Here is an 18,939-nt window from a genome sequence, read left to right as displayed (position 1 = left end):
GGAGAAAGTTATGACACTGAACAGCAAAGCAAATGCCAGCGATTTGGTGGCGCGTATCCGCGGAGAAGGTGTGTCTTTGTGGGAAGAAAACGGTAAGCTGCGGTACCGGGCGCCGCAGGGAATGCTGGCCGACAGTGACTTGCAGAAGCTGAAAGAGTATAAGGAAGATATCCTGGTTTTGCTTCAGGCAAAAGTAAAACCAGCGCCAGTTGAGTATCATCTAGAAGCCAGGTATGAACCTTTTCCTTTAACCGATGTGCAGTCCGCTTATTTGCTTGGCCGCAGCGAGGTATTTGAATACGGGGGTGTTGCCTGTCATATTTATCTTGAGCTTAACTACCCGGAACTGGAGTACAGCCGTACGGGGGATGCCTGGAATGAATTAGTTTTGCGTCATGATATGTTAAGGGCAATTATTAACAAGAACGGCTATCAGCAGGTGTTGGAAAAGACGCCTCGCTTGGAGGTGGCCTATACCGATGCAGGAGCCTGGGGAAAAGACAGAGCGGAAGCTAAGCTGAAAGAAATCAGGGAGGAAATGGGGCATCGCCGTTATACTACCGATTGCTGGCCGTTGTTCGGCGTGGCCGTGACGAAAACTCCGGATCATTCTGTGCTGCATTTTTCCATAGAGTTTCTTATTGCCGACTGGGCGAGTATCTGGCGGCTTCTCTCGGAATTTGAATCGCTTTACTACCATCCGGAGCAAAAACTACCCGATTTCCAGCTTAGTTTCCGCGATTACCTTCTGGCCGAGCGCGGTTTGCGGGAAAGTGATGTTTATGCAAGGGACAGGGATTACTGGTTTCGCCGGCTTGATGATTTGCCGCCGGCGCCTGAACTTCCATTGACAAAAATCAGGAATAGTTCCGGAAAGGCGCGGTTTAGCCGATGGTTTCTTCAACTGGATATACAAAGCTGGGACCGATTTAAACAAAAAGCGCATCAACGCGGCCTGACGCCGACATCTGCGGTGATGGCAGCCTATGCGGCTGTTCTTGAGCGATGGAGCCGCAATAAAAAATTTTGCCTGAACCTCACCGTATTGAACAGACTTCCTTTAGATCCCCAAGTTAATGATATCGTAGGTGATTTTACATCAGTCAGTCTGCTTGCTGTGGACTGGCATGCCGGAAACTCGCTTGGTGAGCAGGCAAAATTAATGAGTAAACAACTGTTTGACGATCTGGATCACCGGCTCTTTTCCGGTGTCGAGGTGATTAGGGAAATCTCCCGCAGGCGCGGGCGGGAAGCCGCGTTAATGCCGATTGTGTTTACGAGTGCCATTGGTCTTGTCGGGGCAACAAAAGGCAGTCAACTGAAGGGGATGTTTGAAGGACGGGGAATCAGCCAAACGCCTCAGGTCTTTATTGATTGCCAGGCCATGGATGGACCAGCCGGCCTTCAGGTCAACTGGGATATCCGGGAAGGCGTTTTTCCGGACAGAATGCCAGATGATATGTTTGATGCCTTTGCGGGGCTGCTGCACCAGTTGGCCGATACAGATAAGGCGTGGGATTCAGGAGAAGTCGTACCTTTACCTGCATGGCAGTTTAACGAGCGGAAGCAGATAAACGATACGAAAGCGCCGCTGCCGGAGGAGCTTTTGCATAGCAAAATCCTAAACCAGGCTGAGGCAGCCCCGGACCGGACTGCTGTTATTGACAGCCAGGGGCGGGTGACTTACGGGGAACTGATGTTGAGTGCTTCGGCAGTGGCTGAAAAACTGAAAGAAACCGGCTGCCAGGAACAGGACCGGGTTGCGGTCATTATGGATAAGTCGGTGCATCAGGTGGCGGCAGTGCTGGGAGCGTTGTCAGCCGGAGCGGTCTATGTTCCGATTGACGTTGCACAGCCGGATTTGCGCCGCATGGCTATGCTGGAAAAAACAAAAATCCGTCATGTTTTAACCTGCTCGGCAGTCAGGATCAAATGGCCGGAGAACATTACGGCCATTGAAGTCGATAAGCTTCAGCCGCACAGGCAAAATACGCTCAGAAGCGATGGTGATCCTGATCTGCCGGCATACATCATACACACATCAGGATCGACCGGCCAGCCTAAAGGAGTTGTAATTACACACCGTGCTGCCGCCAACACCATTACAGACATCAACAGCCGTTTTAACATCAGCCCGGATGACAGGCTTTTGGGGCTGGCTCAATTGAGCTTTGATTTATCTGTCTATGATATATTTGGCATTCTGTCGGCAGGTGGAACTTTGATTTATCCGTCTGCCGACAAGCAGAACGATCCGTCTCACTGGGCGAAACTGATGGTTGATCATGAGGTTACGGTGTGGAATTCGGTTCCGGCATTGATGCAAATGCTGGTTGCCTGCCTGCATTCCGACCATAATATTTTTCTGAAAAAATTGCGGCTTGTCATGTTATCCGGAGACTGGATACCGCTCACTCTGCCTGATATGGTACCCAAATATGCGCCTGCCGCGCAGGTCGTCAGCCTTGGCGGCGCTACCGAAGCGTCAATCTGGTCAATTTTTCATCTTTATAGAGGAGTGCAGCCAGACTGGAGCAGTATACCGTATGGGCGGCCGCTTGCCAATCAGGCATTCCGTGTGCTGGACGAAAAGCTGCGGGATTGTCCGGTGTGGGCGCCGGGAGAGCTTTATATTGCCGGTACTGGTCTTGCTGAAGGCTATTTCGCGGATAAAGAAACCACAAAAGACCGTTTTCTCCTCCAGCCTGTTGATGGACAACGGCTTTACCGTACCGGCGATCTGGGAAGGTATAGACCTGGCGGTGAAATTGAATTTCTCGGCCGCAGTGATACTCAGGTAAAAATCAGGGGACATAGGATCGAACTGGGGGAAATCGAGTCAACACTGCTAAAGCACTCTGCTGTAACTGCCGCCGTGGTTGTGGTAGAGGGTGCAAGCGATAATAAAGCGTTGACCGGCATTGTGGAGATGACTTGCTTTGAACAAGACTGCATACCGGCGCTGGTGTCTGAATTGACCGATTTCCTCGCAAAACGGCTGCCTGCTCACATGATTCCTGCCCGTCTGCATATTGTTGATGCACTGCCGCTGACCGGCAATGGCAAGATTGATCGGCGCGAACTGGCGAAATGGAGTGCCAAGGCAATTACGAAGCATCCCACAGCGGCAATAGATGAAGAAAGTTTCGACATTCTGGAAGCGCAAATTGCCCGGTTATGGGCGGAGGCATTGTCCATTCCCCGGATTGGGAAATTACAAAACTTTTATGATCATGGCGCTGATTCGCTCATTATGGCTCAGGTGGCAGGGAAATTGCGCGATAAGATGGCAGAGGGTCCTTTACAGGTAAAAATTCCCTTTGATGCGTTATTCAGGCAAATGTTGAATTACCCGACAGTCGCCGCGTTGGCCGAATTTATCCGATCTTATCGTCAGGAAGCAGAAAGCACACCGGATGTCCCAACTGCAGGGAATCAGGGCAAAACAGGAAATAACGCCGTACTTACTTCTTACGGCGGGGAAGAGACCGGTCCGCTCAGAGTGGTTTTCCATGCCGTTTTAGGCACCATGGACAGTTTCCGCCCACTCTTAAAACAGCTTACAGCTCAGAAATTAGGACCGGTTGTCGGAATAACCATAGCAGACATTGAACAATACTGCATAATTGAATCAGCGGAACTGATTGAAACAGTAGCCGATGATTATGCCGGACGCTTATTGGAGACAGGCAACATGCAGATGCAGCTTATCGGTTATTCTTTTGGAGGACTCATTGCGATTGAAGTTGCCAGACGTCTGCTTGAGCGGGGGATACATATTCTGGATCTGGTTTTGATTGAAGTTCCCCCAACGCCTGCTGTTGATGATGATATCCTGCTGGAAACAATGTTTGTGCCTCATCTCAATATCACCCTGGAGCAGGCCGGTTTTGGCAGAGTGGATCAAGCCGATTTAGTACGGGGTGGTCTGTATATCATGAAGAATAATGGCAATTGTGTTCCCCAAGGGTCCTCAGGCACAATTGGCGGACACGAAAGCCTCAATAAAGTGGGCGATCTCTGCCGAAGACTGGCGACCCTCAGTATGCGCGAACGTTTCACTAGTTATGTCAAAGCAATTGACCAGTTCAATGGCGAGCCAATGCCGGTCGAGATAGCTGAAGGCTTATTTAAGGTTTATCGACAAAACTTTAAAGCGGCCCGCTTTACACCGCCGGCCTATATGGGAGATATTCGTCTTTTGATGGCGCGTGAACCATATGATTTTTTACCCGGCATCAATGAAACGACGCTTGATTTCTGGCAGGCAATCTGCCTCGGTGAGGTTGCAGTGCAAGAGATTGCCGGCAATCACCTCACTTGTATTGAGGCCGAATCGAATGTAAGCGATCTTGCCAAGGTGATTGGCGAGGTATTTGTAAAAAAATAACCAACAGGAGTTTAGCATGAATCATCAAAAAATAAGAACCCCATGGTTGCTTAGATGCCCTGACGCTAAAGATAAAATCCGTATCTTCTGTCTGCCCTATGCAGGCGGCGGCGCGTCTGTTTACCGGGGCTGGGCCAAAGCCTTACCCGCAGCGGCAGGCATATATCCCATACAGCTTCCAGGCCGGGAAAACCGGATAGCAGAACTGCCTTTATGTGACATGAGCAGACTGGTGGGTGCAATCTCCGAGGCAATCGTTCCGTACCTGCAATGCCCGTTTATTCTTTTCGGCCATAGTCTGGGGGCGCGGATTGCTTTCGAAATTGCCCGGCATCTGCGCAAGAAATGGAAAATTCAGCCCAGTCGCCTGATTGTGTCCGGAAGCCGTGCTCCTGACATACCGGAACCAAAGCCGCTTCACCATTTGCCTGATGAGGCGTTTGTAGAGGAACTGCGCCGCTTTTCCGGCACACCGGAATCGGTTTTGCGGAGCCAAGAACTTATGGAGTTATTTATTCCGATTTTACGGGCGGATTTTACAGTGGATGAAACCTATGTTTATTCGGTGGATGCGCCACTATCCTGCCCAATTTCGGGATTTGGCGGTATAGAGGATACGGAGGCCAATCAAGAAGAGCTGAGAGCGTGGTCACGACATACGTGCAATGAGTTTACGCTTGAAATGCTGAACGGGAATCATTTTTTTCTGCAAACGCAAAAGAAGGCGCTGTTGCAATCTGTCAGGAAAATACTTTTCCGGCACTTTGCGTTATGCTGACAGCAGTGATCGGTTCACCAACCAAGATTGTTAAGATGGATGGCCGAAGAGTGGCGATGGATCTGCCGGTAGCTGACTATCGACAATTGGAACGGGAACAGGAAAAAACGGCAGATCAGGTTTGCCTGGTTAAGACGTAATAGAATGGGAGGGGGCAGTGAAATGAAAGTAAACAGGGAATGGTTTGAAAATGCTGCAAAAAGATATGAACAGGCCGGTTATTGGGAACCGCTGACTCTTGGTCAGCAGTTAACAGTATGGGCGGAAAGATATACAGACAACATTGCACTTGTTGAAGGTGAAACCAGACTTACTTACCGGGAACTTGACCGCAGGGCCGATGAGCTTGCTGCCGGATTTTTTCATATGGGGATAAAGAAAGGCTGCAATGTGGTTGTACAGCTGCCGAACCGCATTTCTTTCGTACTGACTTGTTTTGCCCTGTTTCGTATTGGTGCGCTGCCGGTTCTGGCACTGCCTGCCCACAGGGAAGCCGAACTGGACGGGATTTTTAGTCTTGCGAAACCGGTTGCGTATATTATTCCTGATACATTTTTGGGTTTTGATTATAAAAAGATGGCCGATCATTTGGTGAAAAAACATCCATCGGTTAAATTCATCATAACCGATGGTGAAGACAAAAGCGGCGCGAGCCTGGCCAATATTAGCGGTCCTCCAGTGCAACTGGAGTTACCCTCCTATAAAGATACCGCACTGTTGCTCCTGTCTGGGGGAACGACCGGTACACCTAAGCTGATTCCAAGAACGCATGCCGATTACGCTTATAATGCCAAAACCTCTGCAGCGTGCTGCAAACTCAATTCTCAAAGCGTCTATCTTGCCGTTCTGCCGGTGGCCCATAACTTTCCCCTGTGCTGCCCCGGAATCCTTGGCACACTGTCAGTCGGCGGCCGGGTTGTTTTGTGCAAAACCACCAGCTGCGAGGAGGCTTTTCCGCTGATTGAAAAAGAGCAGGTGACAATTACCGCACTTGTTCCCGCCATCGTTAATTTGTGGCTTGAGGTCCTGGAGTGGGATACCTACAGCGACATCTCAAGTCTTGAGGTTCTCCAGGTAGGCGGCTCGATGCTGGATGGAAATATCGCCAAACGCATAGCCCCAGAAATGCACTGCAGACTTCAGCAGGTTTTCGGTATTGCGGAAGGACTTATTTGCTGCACTTCCCTTGGTGATCCTGAGGATATTATCCTCAGTTGCCAGGGGCGTCCGCTTTCGGTTGATGATGAGATAAGGATTGTTAATCAGGACGGCAATGATGTCGCAGCAGGAGAATATGGCGAGCTTCTTGTGAGAGGACCCTATACCATCAGCGGTTACTACCAGGCGCCGGAACAGAATAGTAAGTGCTTTACTTTTGACGGCTTCTATTGTTCCGGGGACCGGGCGAGAATGACCGCAGAAGGGAATATTCAAATCGGCGGTCGGATAAAAGAGCAAATTAACCGGGCTGGTGAAAAAATCATGCCGGCGGAAATAGAAGCTTACCTGTGCGCACATCCCCAGATCAGAGACGCGGCCGTAGTTGCCCTTCCTGATGAAAACCTTGGTGAGCGAAGTTGCGCCTATTTGCTCACCGATACTAGCGAAATCAGTCTTGCGGATATTCATCAATTTTTAACGAACAGGGGAATTGCGCGCTATAAACTGCCAGACCAGATCGAAATCATCGATTTCTGGCCACTGACCAGTGTTGGCAAGGTGGATAAAACAAAGCTTAAAAAGATGGCGACAGGGCTTAAGTGCGAGGTCGAGGTTTACCCAATCGCCTATCTTGAAGAAACAATTGGTTTTGAGGGAGATGCTCATCTAGCCGCAGCGCAAATTGCCGAAGCCGGTCTCTTTGGAAACTATCTCCTGTACGAAACTGGGGAAGAGTTGAGTGTGGGGCTGGGAATTCATGCCCTGCTAACTGTTAATCCGGAAAATACAACATTACAAACAGATAATAAAACACTACAGTTTGAAAATGCGGTAGTAAGCGAAACCATAGACAAGGCTTTTGCGTCAGTTCGCTTGAAAAACTGGCGCGCTTATGGCATTGCCAATTTCGGACTGGCCCGTTATAACCAGAATCTGCACCTGCTGTCTGAAGATCCATGCCTTCTCAAACTATTTATTCCTAAAGCCGAAGTGCGTTTTACCAACGGGGCAATCCTTGTAAGAGCTCTGGGAGAGGATGTATTTGAGGAGTTTGGCCGGCTTGTGAGGAAGATTACTGCTGCTGGCCAGGACAAGAGTTTTGCCAACAGTTTGGTCCAAAGACTGGGGGCGCAGAAACTGGAAGTCCCGGAGGTAAATACGCATGACGCCGAAAAATATATGCAAATCGTGGCCGATGCGGTAAAGGAGATTCAGGAACGCAAATATCAGAAAGTGATTTTGTCCAGAAAAATCCCGCTTAACAGGAAGCTTGATATGGTTGCCAGTTATATTGCGGGCAGAAGGGTTAACTCTCCTGCGAGATCATTTCTTCTAAGCCTTGATGATTTGCAGGCTGCTGGGTTTAGCCCTGAAACGGTTGTTGAAGTTGATCGTCAGGGCTGGGTAAGCACCCTGCCGCTTGCGGGAACGCGCGTAAGCGGCTGCAACGAGGAAGAAGACCGCAGGTTTAGGGGTGAGCTGCTAAATGATCCGAAAGAGATTGCTGAGCATGCAGTTGCTGTAAAACTGGCGTTTGAAGAGCTGCGAAGCATTTGTGATGCTGAAAGCAGTGCCGTGAGTGATTTCATGTCAGTGGTAAAACGGGGGACAGTTCAGCATATTGCTTCAAGATTAATAGGAAAACTTAAGCCCGGCTATAACTCATGGCATGCATTTAATGCCCTTTTCCCTGCCGTAACGGCGTCCGGCATTCCCAAAAAAGAGTCAATTGATGCCATCGGGAGATTCGAGACACACGCCAGAAACCTCTATAGCGGCTGCGTAATGACATATGACAGTGACGGCGTAATGGATGCCGCCCTTGTTTTGCGGACAATTTTTCAGAAAGATAAGGGTGCATGGCTCCATGCCGGGGCAGGCATAGTTGAGATGTCTGTACCAGCAAGAGAGATAGAAGAAACGCGTGAAAAATTAAGCAGCGTTTCCCGGCAGTTGGTATCCTTTCAGAGGTTAGTGTGATGATGAATCGGGCAAACAGCACAGATTTTTCAGTCCATAAATCTCCAGGCTATGAAGAAGTACGGCGGCAAATTAACGCTATGCTGCCTAAGGCTGCAGAGTTTGACGATAATCACAACCTGATTGAACTCGGCTTGGATTCACTGCAAATTATGAGACTGGTTAACCAATGGCGGCGGCGGGGATGGGCGGTCACGTTTGCTGAGTTGATCGCCGCGCCCTGCCTGGGTGACTGGTGGTCTTTATTACAAAGAAATCAAACAGCAGCTCAACCGGTAAGCGGGTGCGCAGAAAAACCTGAAGATCCGGGGGCGGTGCAAGGGCCTTTTCCGCTTACCGATGTTCAATATGCCTACTGGATTGGGCGTCAGGATGACCAACCACTTGGCGGCGTGGGTTGCCATGCCTATTTGGAGATAGACGGCAGGGGCATTGAACCCGGGAGGTTGGATGTGGCCTGGGGAAAACTGCTGATGCATCATACGATGCTCCGGGCGAGATTCCTGGCAGACGGCCGGCAGGAAATAGCGGATGCTCCTGCGACAAAAACACTGCAGGTAAATGACTTGCGTTTTTATCCGGAGGATGAGCTTGGGCTGGAACTACAGCGTATACGTGACCGGTTATCCCACCGGCGTTTTGCTGTGGAGCAAGGCGAGGTTGCCGGCCTTGAGCTCAGTTTACTGCCTAAAGGTCATACCCGGCTTCATTTTGATATTGATTTGCTTGTGGCTGACGTGCAAAGCCTGCATATCATTTTGCGGGATTTGGCTGCCGCTTATGCCCGTGACTGCCTGCCGGCGGCACCGATTAACTGGAGTTTCGGCAAATATTTGGCGCAGCAGGCGCCGTGCCGGGCAGCCGATAAAGCAAGGGCTGCTCAATATTGGCAGGAGCGGCTGGCGACCCTGCCGGCGGCTCCCGGCTTACCGTTACAGGTAAAGCCCGAAACCCTTAAGGGCCCAGTGTTTAAGCGCAGGACCTATTTTGTGAATAAAGCGGACTGGACGATACTGCAAAGAAGGGCTGCCGCACACCAGGTTACGCCTGCAATGGTACTGCTAACTGCCTATGCCGAGGTCCTTGACCGATGGAGTACAAATTCACGGTTTCTCATTAATATACCGCTATTTGACCGCCAGACAGGGGAAGCCGGTCTGGAGGAGGTTGTTGCCGATTTTACCAACCTGCTGCTCTTAGCTGTTGACTGCGAATCCCGGCAATCCTTTGTGGAGCGGGTACAGAGCATTCAGGCGCAGTTTCATCAGGACGCGGCTCATACTGCCTATTCCGGAGTCCAGGTCCAGCGTGATTTGGCGCGTGTCCGCCAGGGAGAACGGGATTTTGCACCAGTCGTTTTTGCCTGCAATTTAGGTTCGCCGCTTATTAATGATGAATGCCGGGAAACATTGGGAAATCTGTCTTACATGATTTCCCAGACACCACAGGTTTGGCTCGATTTTCAGCTGTATGAAATGGATGGCGGCCTTTTGCTCGCCTGGGACGCGGTTGAGCGCCTGTTTCCTGCTGGTTTAATTGACAGGATGTTTACTGCATATACTGAGTTGATTCACTGGCTGGTGGCCGAAAACAATGACTGGCGGCTTTCGCCGGACGTTCTCGCCGGTTCAGGACCGCAAAGGCGGGTCAGGGATGATGGGGTAGCCAGTTCTCCGCCGGCGTTATGCCTGCATGATTGCTTTTTTGATTTTGCCGCCAGGCAGCCGCAGGCGACCGCACTGATCGAAAGTTCTTCCAATACTTGTTTTTCGTATGGCGAACTGGCCGGGCATGCGCTGCGGGTGGCGGCTTTGCTAAAAAAAACAGGCATAGAGGCAGGTGACGTTGTTGCTGTCACCCTGCCGCGGGGCATGGAACAAATCGCTGCGGCATTTGGCATTCTGGCAATGGGGGCGTGTTATGTGCCTGTCAGCATTGAGCAGCCGGCTGCCCGGCGTGACAGTATCCATCATAAAGCGGCAATTCGGCATGTTCTTACCAGCCGTGAATATGCACAAACCATAGACTGGCCTGACGGGGTTATCCTACTGCCGATTGAGGATGCAGCAGATCTGAATCCTCTGACTAAGCCTGTCAAACTGTCCCCAGAGCGTCCGGCTTATATCATTTTTACCTCAGGCTCCACCGGAGAACCTAAAGGGGTAGAAATCAGTCATTATGGGGCATGGAATACAATAACAGATATCAACCGGCGCTATCAAGTTGGTCCGGAAGACAGGATATTGGCTGTTTCAGCTCTGGATTTCGACCTGTCCGTATATGATATATTCGGTGTGCTGAGCGTGGGAGGTTCGGTTGTTTTACTTACTGAGGACACACGGCGTGAGGCTGCAGTTTGGGTAAAGCTGCTCGGCAGGTATCAGGTCACCCTTTGGAATTCGGTGCCTGTTCTGCTTGAGATGCTGCTGGTAGCTGCGGAAAATGCGTGTATTGCCGATCTGCCGCTGCGCCTGACCATGCTTTCCGGTGACTGGATTGGCCTGGATTTACCATCCAGGCTGAAAAACGTGGCTGAACATTGTCAGCTGGTTGCTATGGGAGGCGCCACAGAGGCTTCCATCTGGTCCAATTATTTTGATGTTACCCTGCCGCTGCCGGCGGAATGGACATCCATTCCCTATGGCCGTCCACTGACCAATCAGCAGTACCGGGTTGTTGATGGCAAGGGGCGGGATTGCCCTGACTGGGTAGCCGGAGAGTTGTGGATTGGCGGAGCCGGTGTTGCCTTAGGGTACCGGGGAGATCCGGAATTTACTGCAGAACGTTTTGTAAGCTGGCAGGGCTCCCGCTGGTATCGTACCGGTGACTTGGGGCGCTATTGGCCTGATGGCAATATTGAGTTCCTGGGTCGTAAAGATTTTCAGGTTAAGATTAGGGGCCACCGCATTGAACTGGGCGAAATTGAAGCGGCATTGCAGCAGCATCCTGGTATTCGTGCTGCTGTGGTCGCAGCAGCAGGCCCTCCCCGGGGGAATAAGCAGCTTGTGGGCTATGTGGTTCCGGATTGGAAAAACCAGTCGTCTTTATTTGCAATAGAAAGCGCTGATGCAGAACAAGTAAAAACCCTATGGACTGAGTTGCTCAAGGCGGGTGACCAGCAGAGCCGCCAGGCGTTGCCGGAAGGGATCAGACTTGCGGAATTACCTGAATTCTGGGCGTACCTGGAGCACTTGAGCCTCCAGTATATCTGCCGCGCGCTGGAAAAAGCAGGCGCTTTTCTGAAACCCGGAGAGCGGTATACGCCTGAAGAATTGATGAACCATTGCCAATTTCAACAACGTTATTGCGAACTGGTAAAGCAGTGGCTTGAGGTTTTAGCAGATGAAGGGATTCTGGAAAAAGATGAAACAGGCGCATTTACCAGCAGTCAGCCTTTCCGGTCAGCGATAAACCAATGCTTGGCGGAAAGCGGGATATCTCCGGCATGGGAAAATTATGTGCAGGGCCTTTTGCGTTATGTGCAGCAGATTGACAAATATAGTGTCAGTCTGTTAACCGGCGATACTGACCCGCTGGAACTTTTCTTTTCCGAGGAGCTGTTGTTGTCACCTGAGGAGCTTATGCAAAACCTGCCTGGCATTGATTACAGAAATAGCATTGCCGTAAAGCTTTTGAAAACAGCCACTGAGGGGAAGCCGGGACTCAGACCGTTACGGGTGCTGGAAATTGGAGCCAGGAGCAGCAACCTAACCGGCGCTCTGCTGGCTTTACTGAAACCCGGCGAAGCTGTTTATACCTGCACCGATAAATCCAGCTTTTTTACCAATATAGCGAAGAGCAGCTACAAAAATTATGCATTTGTGGAATACCGGCTGCTGGATATAGATCAAAATCCCCAAGGGCAGGGATATGATGCCTATAGCTATGATGTCATTATTGCATCAGACTCACTGCATCGTGCGAGAAATATCGGTGTCGCCCTGACTCATCTCCAATCACTGCTGGCCCCCGGTGGTTTGTTGCTGCTCCTGGAGATGACCTGCAACAGCCGGTTGCAGCAGATAAGCACCGCTTTTCTGGAAGAAGGCTTTAGCCTGTTTGAAGATGAAAGGCAGGCAGAGAACCTGCCGCTGTTGTCTGCGGAGAAGTGGCGGCAGGTATTGCAGTCGAAAAATTTTGCTGAGGTTGCGGTCTTCCCCCAAACAGGCGATTCAACAGGTAGCTTTGGCCAGCATGTCATCGTTGCCCGGGCGGGCAATACCGTTAACCGTTTTAAACCGGAAACCCTGCCGGTGTTTTTAAGTCAAAAGCTGCCCGCGTACATGGTCCCTGCCGCATTTGTCCTTCTGGATGAGCTGCCGCTTACGGCCAATGGCAAGGTTGACCGGCAAGCATTGCCAGCCCCTGATGCTATGAACAAAGCGAATACTGAAAAAGCCTTCGCAGCGCCACAGACGCCGGTCGAAAAATCTCTGGCCGCTATCTGGGGTGGTATTTTCGAAATTGAGCAAATCGGTATTGCCGATAACTATTTCGAATTGGGGGGCGACTCGCTGCTGGCCACCAAACTGAGCGCTATGGTGCGCAGTGCGTTTGCGGTTGAGCTATCTTTGGGCAGTATCTTTGAGCGGCCAACCATTGCCCAACTGGCTGAACATATTCAGCTTCTTATAGAAACAAAGCAGGAGCATGCCGGTTCTGCCGCTCTCTTGCCGCAAATTGTTACCACTCCTGATCAGCACTGGCTGCCTTTTCCTCTAACCGATATCCAACAAGCCTACTGGGTTGGCCGGAGTGGTGTCTATTCCCTGGGGAATGTATCCACTCACTGCTATTTTGAGATTGAAGGCACTGATTTGGATATTGAACAGCTCGGCAGGGCCTGGCAGCGTCTGATTGATCAGCATGGGATGATGCGGGCCGTCATTATGCCTGACGGTCAGAACCAGAGAATTCTGGAATACGTCCCGCCGTACAAAATCGCAGTGCTGGATTTGCGGGGGAAAGAGGCTGAGGTTGTTGCGTCTGGGTTGAATAGCATCCGGGAAGAAATGTCTCATCAGGTTCTCGCTACCAGCCAGTGGCCACTGTTTGATGTCCGGGCATCCCGTTTTGGTGAAAATCACGTTCGGCTGCATATCAGCTTTGATAACCTGATTTTTGACGGCTGGAGCATGTTTCATCTTCTCAGCGAGTGGACCCGGCTCTATCGTCAACCTGACGCAGTGCTGCCAACCCTTGATTTATCCTTCAGGGATTATGTTTTGGCCCTGGAACGGCTTAAAGAATCGGAATTATATCAGCGTGACCGGGACTATTGGTTTACCCGTTTGCCGACCTTGCCACCGGCCCCGGAGTTGCCTTTGGCGCAAAAGCCGGAAGCCATTCTAGAGCAACGGTTTAGTCGTCTGGACGCCAGGCTAAACCGCGAAACCTGGCAGCGGCTTAAGCAGCAAGCCGCAGAGGCGGGGCTGACTCCCTCCGGAATACTGCTGACCGCGTATGCTGAAGTGCTTGGTGTCTGGAGCAAGCAGCCCCGGTTTACCATTAACCTGACACAGTTTAACCGGTTGCCGCTGCACCCCCAGGTGAATGAGCTTGTCGGTGATTTTACATCACTTACCCTGCTGGCTGTGGATAATTTATCAGGGAAAAATCTTCTTGAGCGGGGCCGGAAGCTGCAGCAGCAGCTCTGGCAGGATTTAGACCATCCTTATGTTGGCGGTGTAGAGATACAACGCGAATTGGCGAAACGGTACGGAGGCCATCAGGGTGTGGTGATGCCGGTTGTGTTTACGAGCGCGCTGGGGGTTGACCAATGGAGTGGTGGCAGTTCTGGGGGAAAATGGCTGGGTAAATTGGTCTATAACATTACCCAAACGCCGCAAGTCTGGCTGGATCACCAGGTTGTGGAGCAAGAGGGTGAACTGCTTCTAATCTGGGATGCAGTGGCAGGGCTTTTCCCGGAAGGTCTTCTTGATGATATGTTCAGTGCCTATTATCAGCTGCTGCAGCGTCTGACCGGTGATGAAACGGCCTGGCTGCAGGCTGCACCAAGTCTGATTACGGTTCCCCGGCTGGAGCAGCGAAACGAGGCCAACAATACGGACGCCCCTGTATCAGGGGAAACGCTTGCCAGCCTGTTTGCCAAACAGGTTGGCATTCAGCCCGGTCATCCAGCCGTCATTGCTGCTGACCGTACATTAACTTATGGGGAACTGTCCTGCCGTGCCAATGCTGTCGCCAGGCTCTTGCGCACCAAGGGTGTGCGCCCTGATACGCTGGTTGCGGTGGTGATGGAGAAAGGATGGGAGCAGGTTGTGGCAACGATTGGCATTCTTCAGGCCGGGGCCGCCTATCTGCCTATTGATCCGGCATATCCTGAGGAGCGGCGCAGGCAGCTTTTGCAGGATGGTAATGTCGGCGTGGCTCTGACGCAGTCCTGGCTGGAGGAGCAGCTTGAGTGGCCGGCAGGTATTGAGCGCATACTGGTCGACCAGGTGATGTCGGCGGATCAGGACTGCTTTGCAGATCATGCGGGTCAGCCGGAAGATTTGGCTTATGTCATTTATACCTCAGGCTCTACGGGTACGCCCAAGGGAGTGATGATTGAGCACAAGGGCGTTGTAAACACCATTCTGGATGTCAACCGGCGTTTCTCTGTGGGACCGGCAGACCGGATACTGGCCCTTTCCAACCTGAATTTTGATCTTTCAGTATATGATATTTTTGGCATTCTGGCCGCCGGCGCAACCATCGTCCTGCCGGCGGCGGATAAAGTCAGAGACCCTGCCCATTGGCTGGAGTTGCTGCAGCAGTACCAGGTCACGTTATGGAACACTGTTCCGGCATTTATGCAAATGCTTGTGGAACATGCCGGCGCAGATCAAGTGACGCCGCAGTCCTTGCGGTTGGCGCTGCTCAGCGGTGATTGGATTCCCCTGGACCTGCCGGACCGGCTGAAGGCTAAATTTCATAACATCCGGGTAATCAGCCTGGGAGGGGCTACGGAGGCGTCAATCTGGTCTAATCTGTATCCGGTCCGTGAAGTAAACCCAGACTGGAAGAGCATTCCTTACGGGCGTCCCCTGGACAATCAGCGCTTCTATGTACTTAACGAATTTATGGGCGACTGCCCTGTTTGGACGCCAGGTCAGTTATATATCGGCGGGACTGGCCTGGCGCGGGGCTATTGGCGTGATGAGGAAAAGACAAAAGCCAGTTTCGGTCTTCATCCGCATACCGGCGAGCGCCTTTATCGCACAGGCGATCTGGGCCGCTATTGGCCTGACGGCAATATAGAATTGCTGGGAAGAGAGGATTTCCAGGTTAAAATCAGAGGCCATCGAATTGAATTGGGTGAAATTGAAGCGGCGATTGCAGCTTACCCCGGGGTGCAGAGTGCGGTAGTTATTGTACAAGACCAGCCGCCTGCTTTAGCAGCCGCTGTAGTATTCGGCGCAGGCGCTTTAACCCAGCAGGAGCGGGATGCCGGTGAAGACCTGCGGACGTTTCTGGCCCGGAAACTGCCAGGCTATATGGTTCCCAATAACATAAAGGCGGTAGAGCGGCTGCCGCTCAATGACAACGGCAAAGTCGACCGGGCTGCGGTTAAGCAAAGTTTGCGACAGCATCAGGACGCAGCAAACAATTCGTTTGAAGCGCCGTGTGATGACTTGGAACGGCAGATAGCTGCCGTTTGGTCAGATATCCTGGGTGCTCAAAACTTTGCCCGGGATGATGATTTCTTTTTGTGTGGCGGTGACAGCTTAAAAGCGGTGCGCATTATTGGCCAATTGCAAAAACAGCGGATTTCGCCGGTGAGAATGCCGTTACAGACTTTATTCACCACCCCGACAATTGCCGCCCTGGCAGCCGAGATTCGCGTTTTACAGGTTTCCTTCATGGAGCATGAGCCTCAACAGCAGGCGGTTGAGGAGGGGATATTATGACAGTGGCTGAGCTTGTTCATAAATATGATGCCTTAGGTGTTCAGCTTTGGCTGGATAACAGGCAATTGCGTTTCCGGGCTCCTGCCGGAGTTCTCAATGAACAATGCCTGCAGGAACTGCGTTTTCATAAAGAAGCGCTGATCAGGCATCTGAACGAAACGGAAGATTCAATTGTAACAGCAGACCTGGCCAATCGATATGCGCCTTTCCCGCTTACTGATATTCAGGCGGCTTATCTGATCGGAAGAAAGAATGATTATGAACTTGGGGGCGTTGGCTGCCACGGGTATGTGGAATTGACTATGCCTGTGCTGGACAGGGGGCGTCTGGAACAGGCCTGGCATTCGGTTATTGCGCGCCATGATATGCTGCGGGCCATGATCTCAACCAAAGGCTATCAGCAAGTTCTGAAAGAATTCAGTCTTTTGCCTGTAAAAGCACAGGATTTGCGGGGAGAAAATCCCGCTCAGGTCCAGGCGGCCATACAAAAGGTGAGGACCGGGCTTTCGACCCGGCAATACCAGCCGGATCAATGGCCGCTCTATGAGCTTTTTTTAACAACAACAGATCAAAATAGTATCATGCATTTTTCCATTGATATGCTGATTGCTGATTTTGTGAGTATCAGTGTCATACTGGCAGAGCTGGATCATTTGTATCATCACCCCGAAAAGCCATTGTCAAAGCCGGAAGTGGCCTACCGGGATATCCTCTTGTTTCAACAGGCGCAGCAGAAACAACCAGCCAGGAGAGCCCAAAGAGCGCGGGACCGTCAATACTGGCTGGAAAGAATTGATCAAATGCCTGAAGCGCCGGACTTGCCTATGGCTGAGTGCGACAAAACCCAACAAAAGGTTTCTTTTGAGCGATACGGGTTTCGGCTTGCGCAACGCCAGTGGAATTCTCTCTGCCAGCAGTCAAAAGGGCAAAAAATAACACCCTCAGGTGTTGTGCTTGCCGCTTTTGCCGGGGTGATTGGCAAATGGTCCCGGAATGCAAGCTTTTGTATCAACATTACCATCCTGAACCGGCCTGAACTACATCCGCAGATTGACCGGATTGTAGGTGATTTTACTACGGTCAATGTGCTGGAGGTTTCTCCGAAACCAGGCAGTTCTTTTTTTGAACAGGCGCAGGCTTTACAGCAGCGATTGTGGCAGGATCTGGAGCATGGCTCTTTTTCCGGCATTGAGGTTCTGCGTGAATTAAGACGCCGGCGCAACAAGAGTGTCATTATTCCTGTCGTGTATACAAGTACGATTGGTGCAGGAAGCGCCGGCCGCCAGGACGGTGAATTCCTGCGCGGCGCCAGTCTGACTTATGGCATAAGTCAGACGCCTCAGGTATGGATTGATTGTCAGGTTGCCGAAAGATTCGGGGAACTGCATGTGAATTGGGATGTCAGAAGCGGGATTTTTCCGGCAGGAATGATTGAAGCGGCTTTTGCGGCTTTTGCCCAGCTGCTACAGGAAATGGCCGGCAGCAGTGAACGTGTCTGGGAAAACTGACGCTGCCTTAAAGTGGTTGAGACAACACTGGGGAAATATCCCTGAGAGAAGGGGACTGGGAATGAGATGAGCAAACTGGAAAAACCTTTGCGGGTCGTCGTTTGCGGCACGACTTTCGGCCGGGTCTATCTGCGCGGTATTGCGCAAATGCCGGAGGAGTTTGAATTAGCCGGCATTCTTGCCCGGGGCAGCAGCCATTCAGCAAGATGTGCAGAAGAATATCATGTCCCTTTATATACAGACATTGATCAACTGGCAAATGTCGGTGTTGATATGGCCTGCGTTGTTGTCAGGTCTACCGTGGGAGGCGGAGCAGGCACTGAGTTGGCGAATGATTTATTACTGCGGGGAATTCATGTGCTGCAGGAATATCCGGTCCATCATAATGATGTGGTCAAATGCCTGCGAAGCGCCCGTAAAGCTACTTGCAGCTACCGCATCAATAGTTTTTATCCTGAACTTGATACTGTGCGTAGTTTCATCCTGACAGCCCGTCAGGCGCTGCAAAAAAGTAAAGCCGTCTATATTGATGCTGCTTGCAGTCTCCAGGTGCTTTTTCCCCTTGTGGATATTTTGGGGCAGTCGCTTGGCGGTTTTCGGCCATGGTCGTTTCTACTGGCGTCAAATCCGGTTTCTGAGGATCCATTTTGTTCTTTAAGCGGGCAAATCAGGGGAATTCCAGTCAGCCTGAGGGTTCAAAACCAGATTAATCCTGCTGATCCGGATAATCATACGCACTTGTTGCATCGCATTGTTCTGGGAACCAACAGCGGCAGCCTGATGCTGACCGATACACATGGGTTTGTTTTATGGAACCCGCGGATGCATGTGGAGCGGGAAACGGATGGTATTCTTGCTTTGGATGGTTCTGACCCTTTCTTCAGTCTTGCTGTAACAGAGCCGGTGACGCCTATTAAGAATATTACCTTTACGTCAGTATTCAACGGCTTGTGGACCGAGGGTATTAAGCGCTCTCTGCGCCGGTTCCGAGAAACCGTTCTTGCTGGGAAGGAGGATCAGCAACTAGCCCAGTACCAGTTGACTGCTTGCCAGGTCTGGCAGGATATCGGTCTGCAATTGGGTCCGGCGCGGATCATTGCCGGTCAGAGTCCGAACCCATTAGGATTGGCCGGTTTCCAGGAGGCTGGCAGTGAAAATAATAAAGAAGGTAGAGCTGTAAGTAAAAAATCATGATGCGATAAGTTAGGG

At 51.3% G+C, this 18,939-nt stretch carries 7 protein-coding genes; all 7 read left to right on the top strand.

Translation table 11 applies throughout. The features are described from left to right. Positions 1-10 precede the first annotated feature (10 nt). The 7 genes from SALPA_RS09920 to SALPA_RS09895 all read left to right on the top strand — a co-directional run bounded on the left by SALPA_RS09920 (position 11) and on the right by SALPA_RS09895 (position 18,924). The gene (locus SALPA_RS09920) at positions 11-4,390 is read left to right on the top strand and encodes a non-ribosomal peptide synthetase (protein WP_145093018.1); all 4,380 of its coding nucleotides are present in this window, start codon (positions 11-13) and stop codon (positions 4,388-4,390) included. Positions 4,391-4,406: 16 nt separating this feature from the next. Next, positions 4,407-5,168, top strand: a complete 762-nt coding sequence (locus tag SALPA_RS09915) for a thioesterase II family protein (protein ID WP_145093016.1) — start codon at positions 4,407-4,409, stop codon at positions 5,166-5,168. Beyond that, the gene (locus tag SALPA_RS28920) at positions 5,162-5,308 is read left to right on the top strand and encodes a hypothetical protein (RefSeq protein ID WP_186451010.1); all 147 of its coding nucleotides are present in this window, start codon (positions 5,162-5,164) and stop codon (positions 5,306-5,308) included. The genes SALPA_RS09915 and SALPA_RS28920 overlap by 7 nt, the downstream gene beginning before the upstream one ends. 22 nt (positions 5,309-5,330) lie before the next feature. Then, positions 5,331-8,309: a salicylate synthase gene (locus SALPA_RS32430; RefSeq protein ID WP_145093012.1), complete on the top strand. Its 2,979-nt coding sequence runs from the start codon at positions 5,331-5,333 to the stop codon at positions 8,307-8,309. Beyond that, complete coding sequence (locus SALPA_RS09905) at positions 8,309-16,222, top strand: non-ribosomal peptide synthetase (protein WP_145093009.1); 7,914 nt, start codon at positions 8,309-8,311, stop codon at positions 16,220-16,222. The genes SALPA_RS32430 and SALPA_RS09905 overlap by 1 nt, the downstream gene beginning before the upstream one ends. Beyond that, positions 16,219-17,730, top strand: a complete 1,512-nt coding sequence (locus tag SALPA_RS09900; protein ID WP_145093006.1) for a condensation domain-containing protein — start codon at positions 16,219-16,221, stop codon at positions 17,728-17,730. Before SALPA_RS09905 ends, SALPA_RS09900 begins: the two co-directional genes overlap by 4 nt. A gap of 66 nt (positions 17,731-17,796) precedes the next feature. Continuing rightward, positions 17,797-18,924, top strand: a complete 1,128-nt coding sequence (locus tag SALPA_RS09895; protein WP_145093004.1) for a Gfo/Idh/MocA family oxidoreductase — start codon at positions 17,797-17,799, stop codon at positions 18,922-18,924. Positions 18,925-18,939 lie beyond the last annotated feature (15 nt).

It is taken from the genome of Sporomusa sp. KB1, assembly GCF_007830295.1.
Lineage (GTDB): Bacteria > Bacillota > Negativicutes > Sporomusales > Sporomusaceae > Sporomusa.
This window is presented reverse-complemented; position numbering and strand designations above follow the sequence as displayed.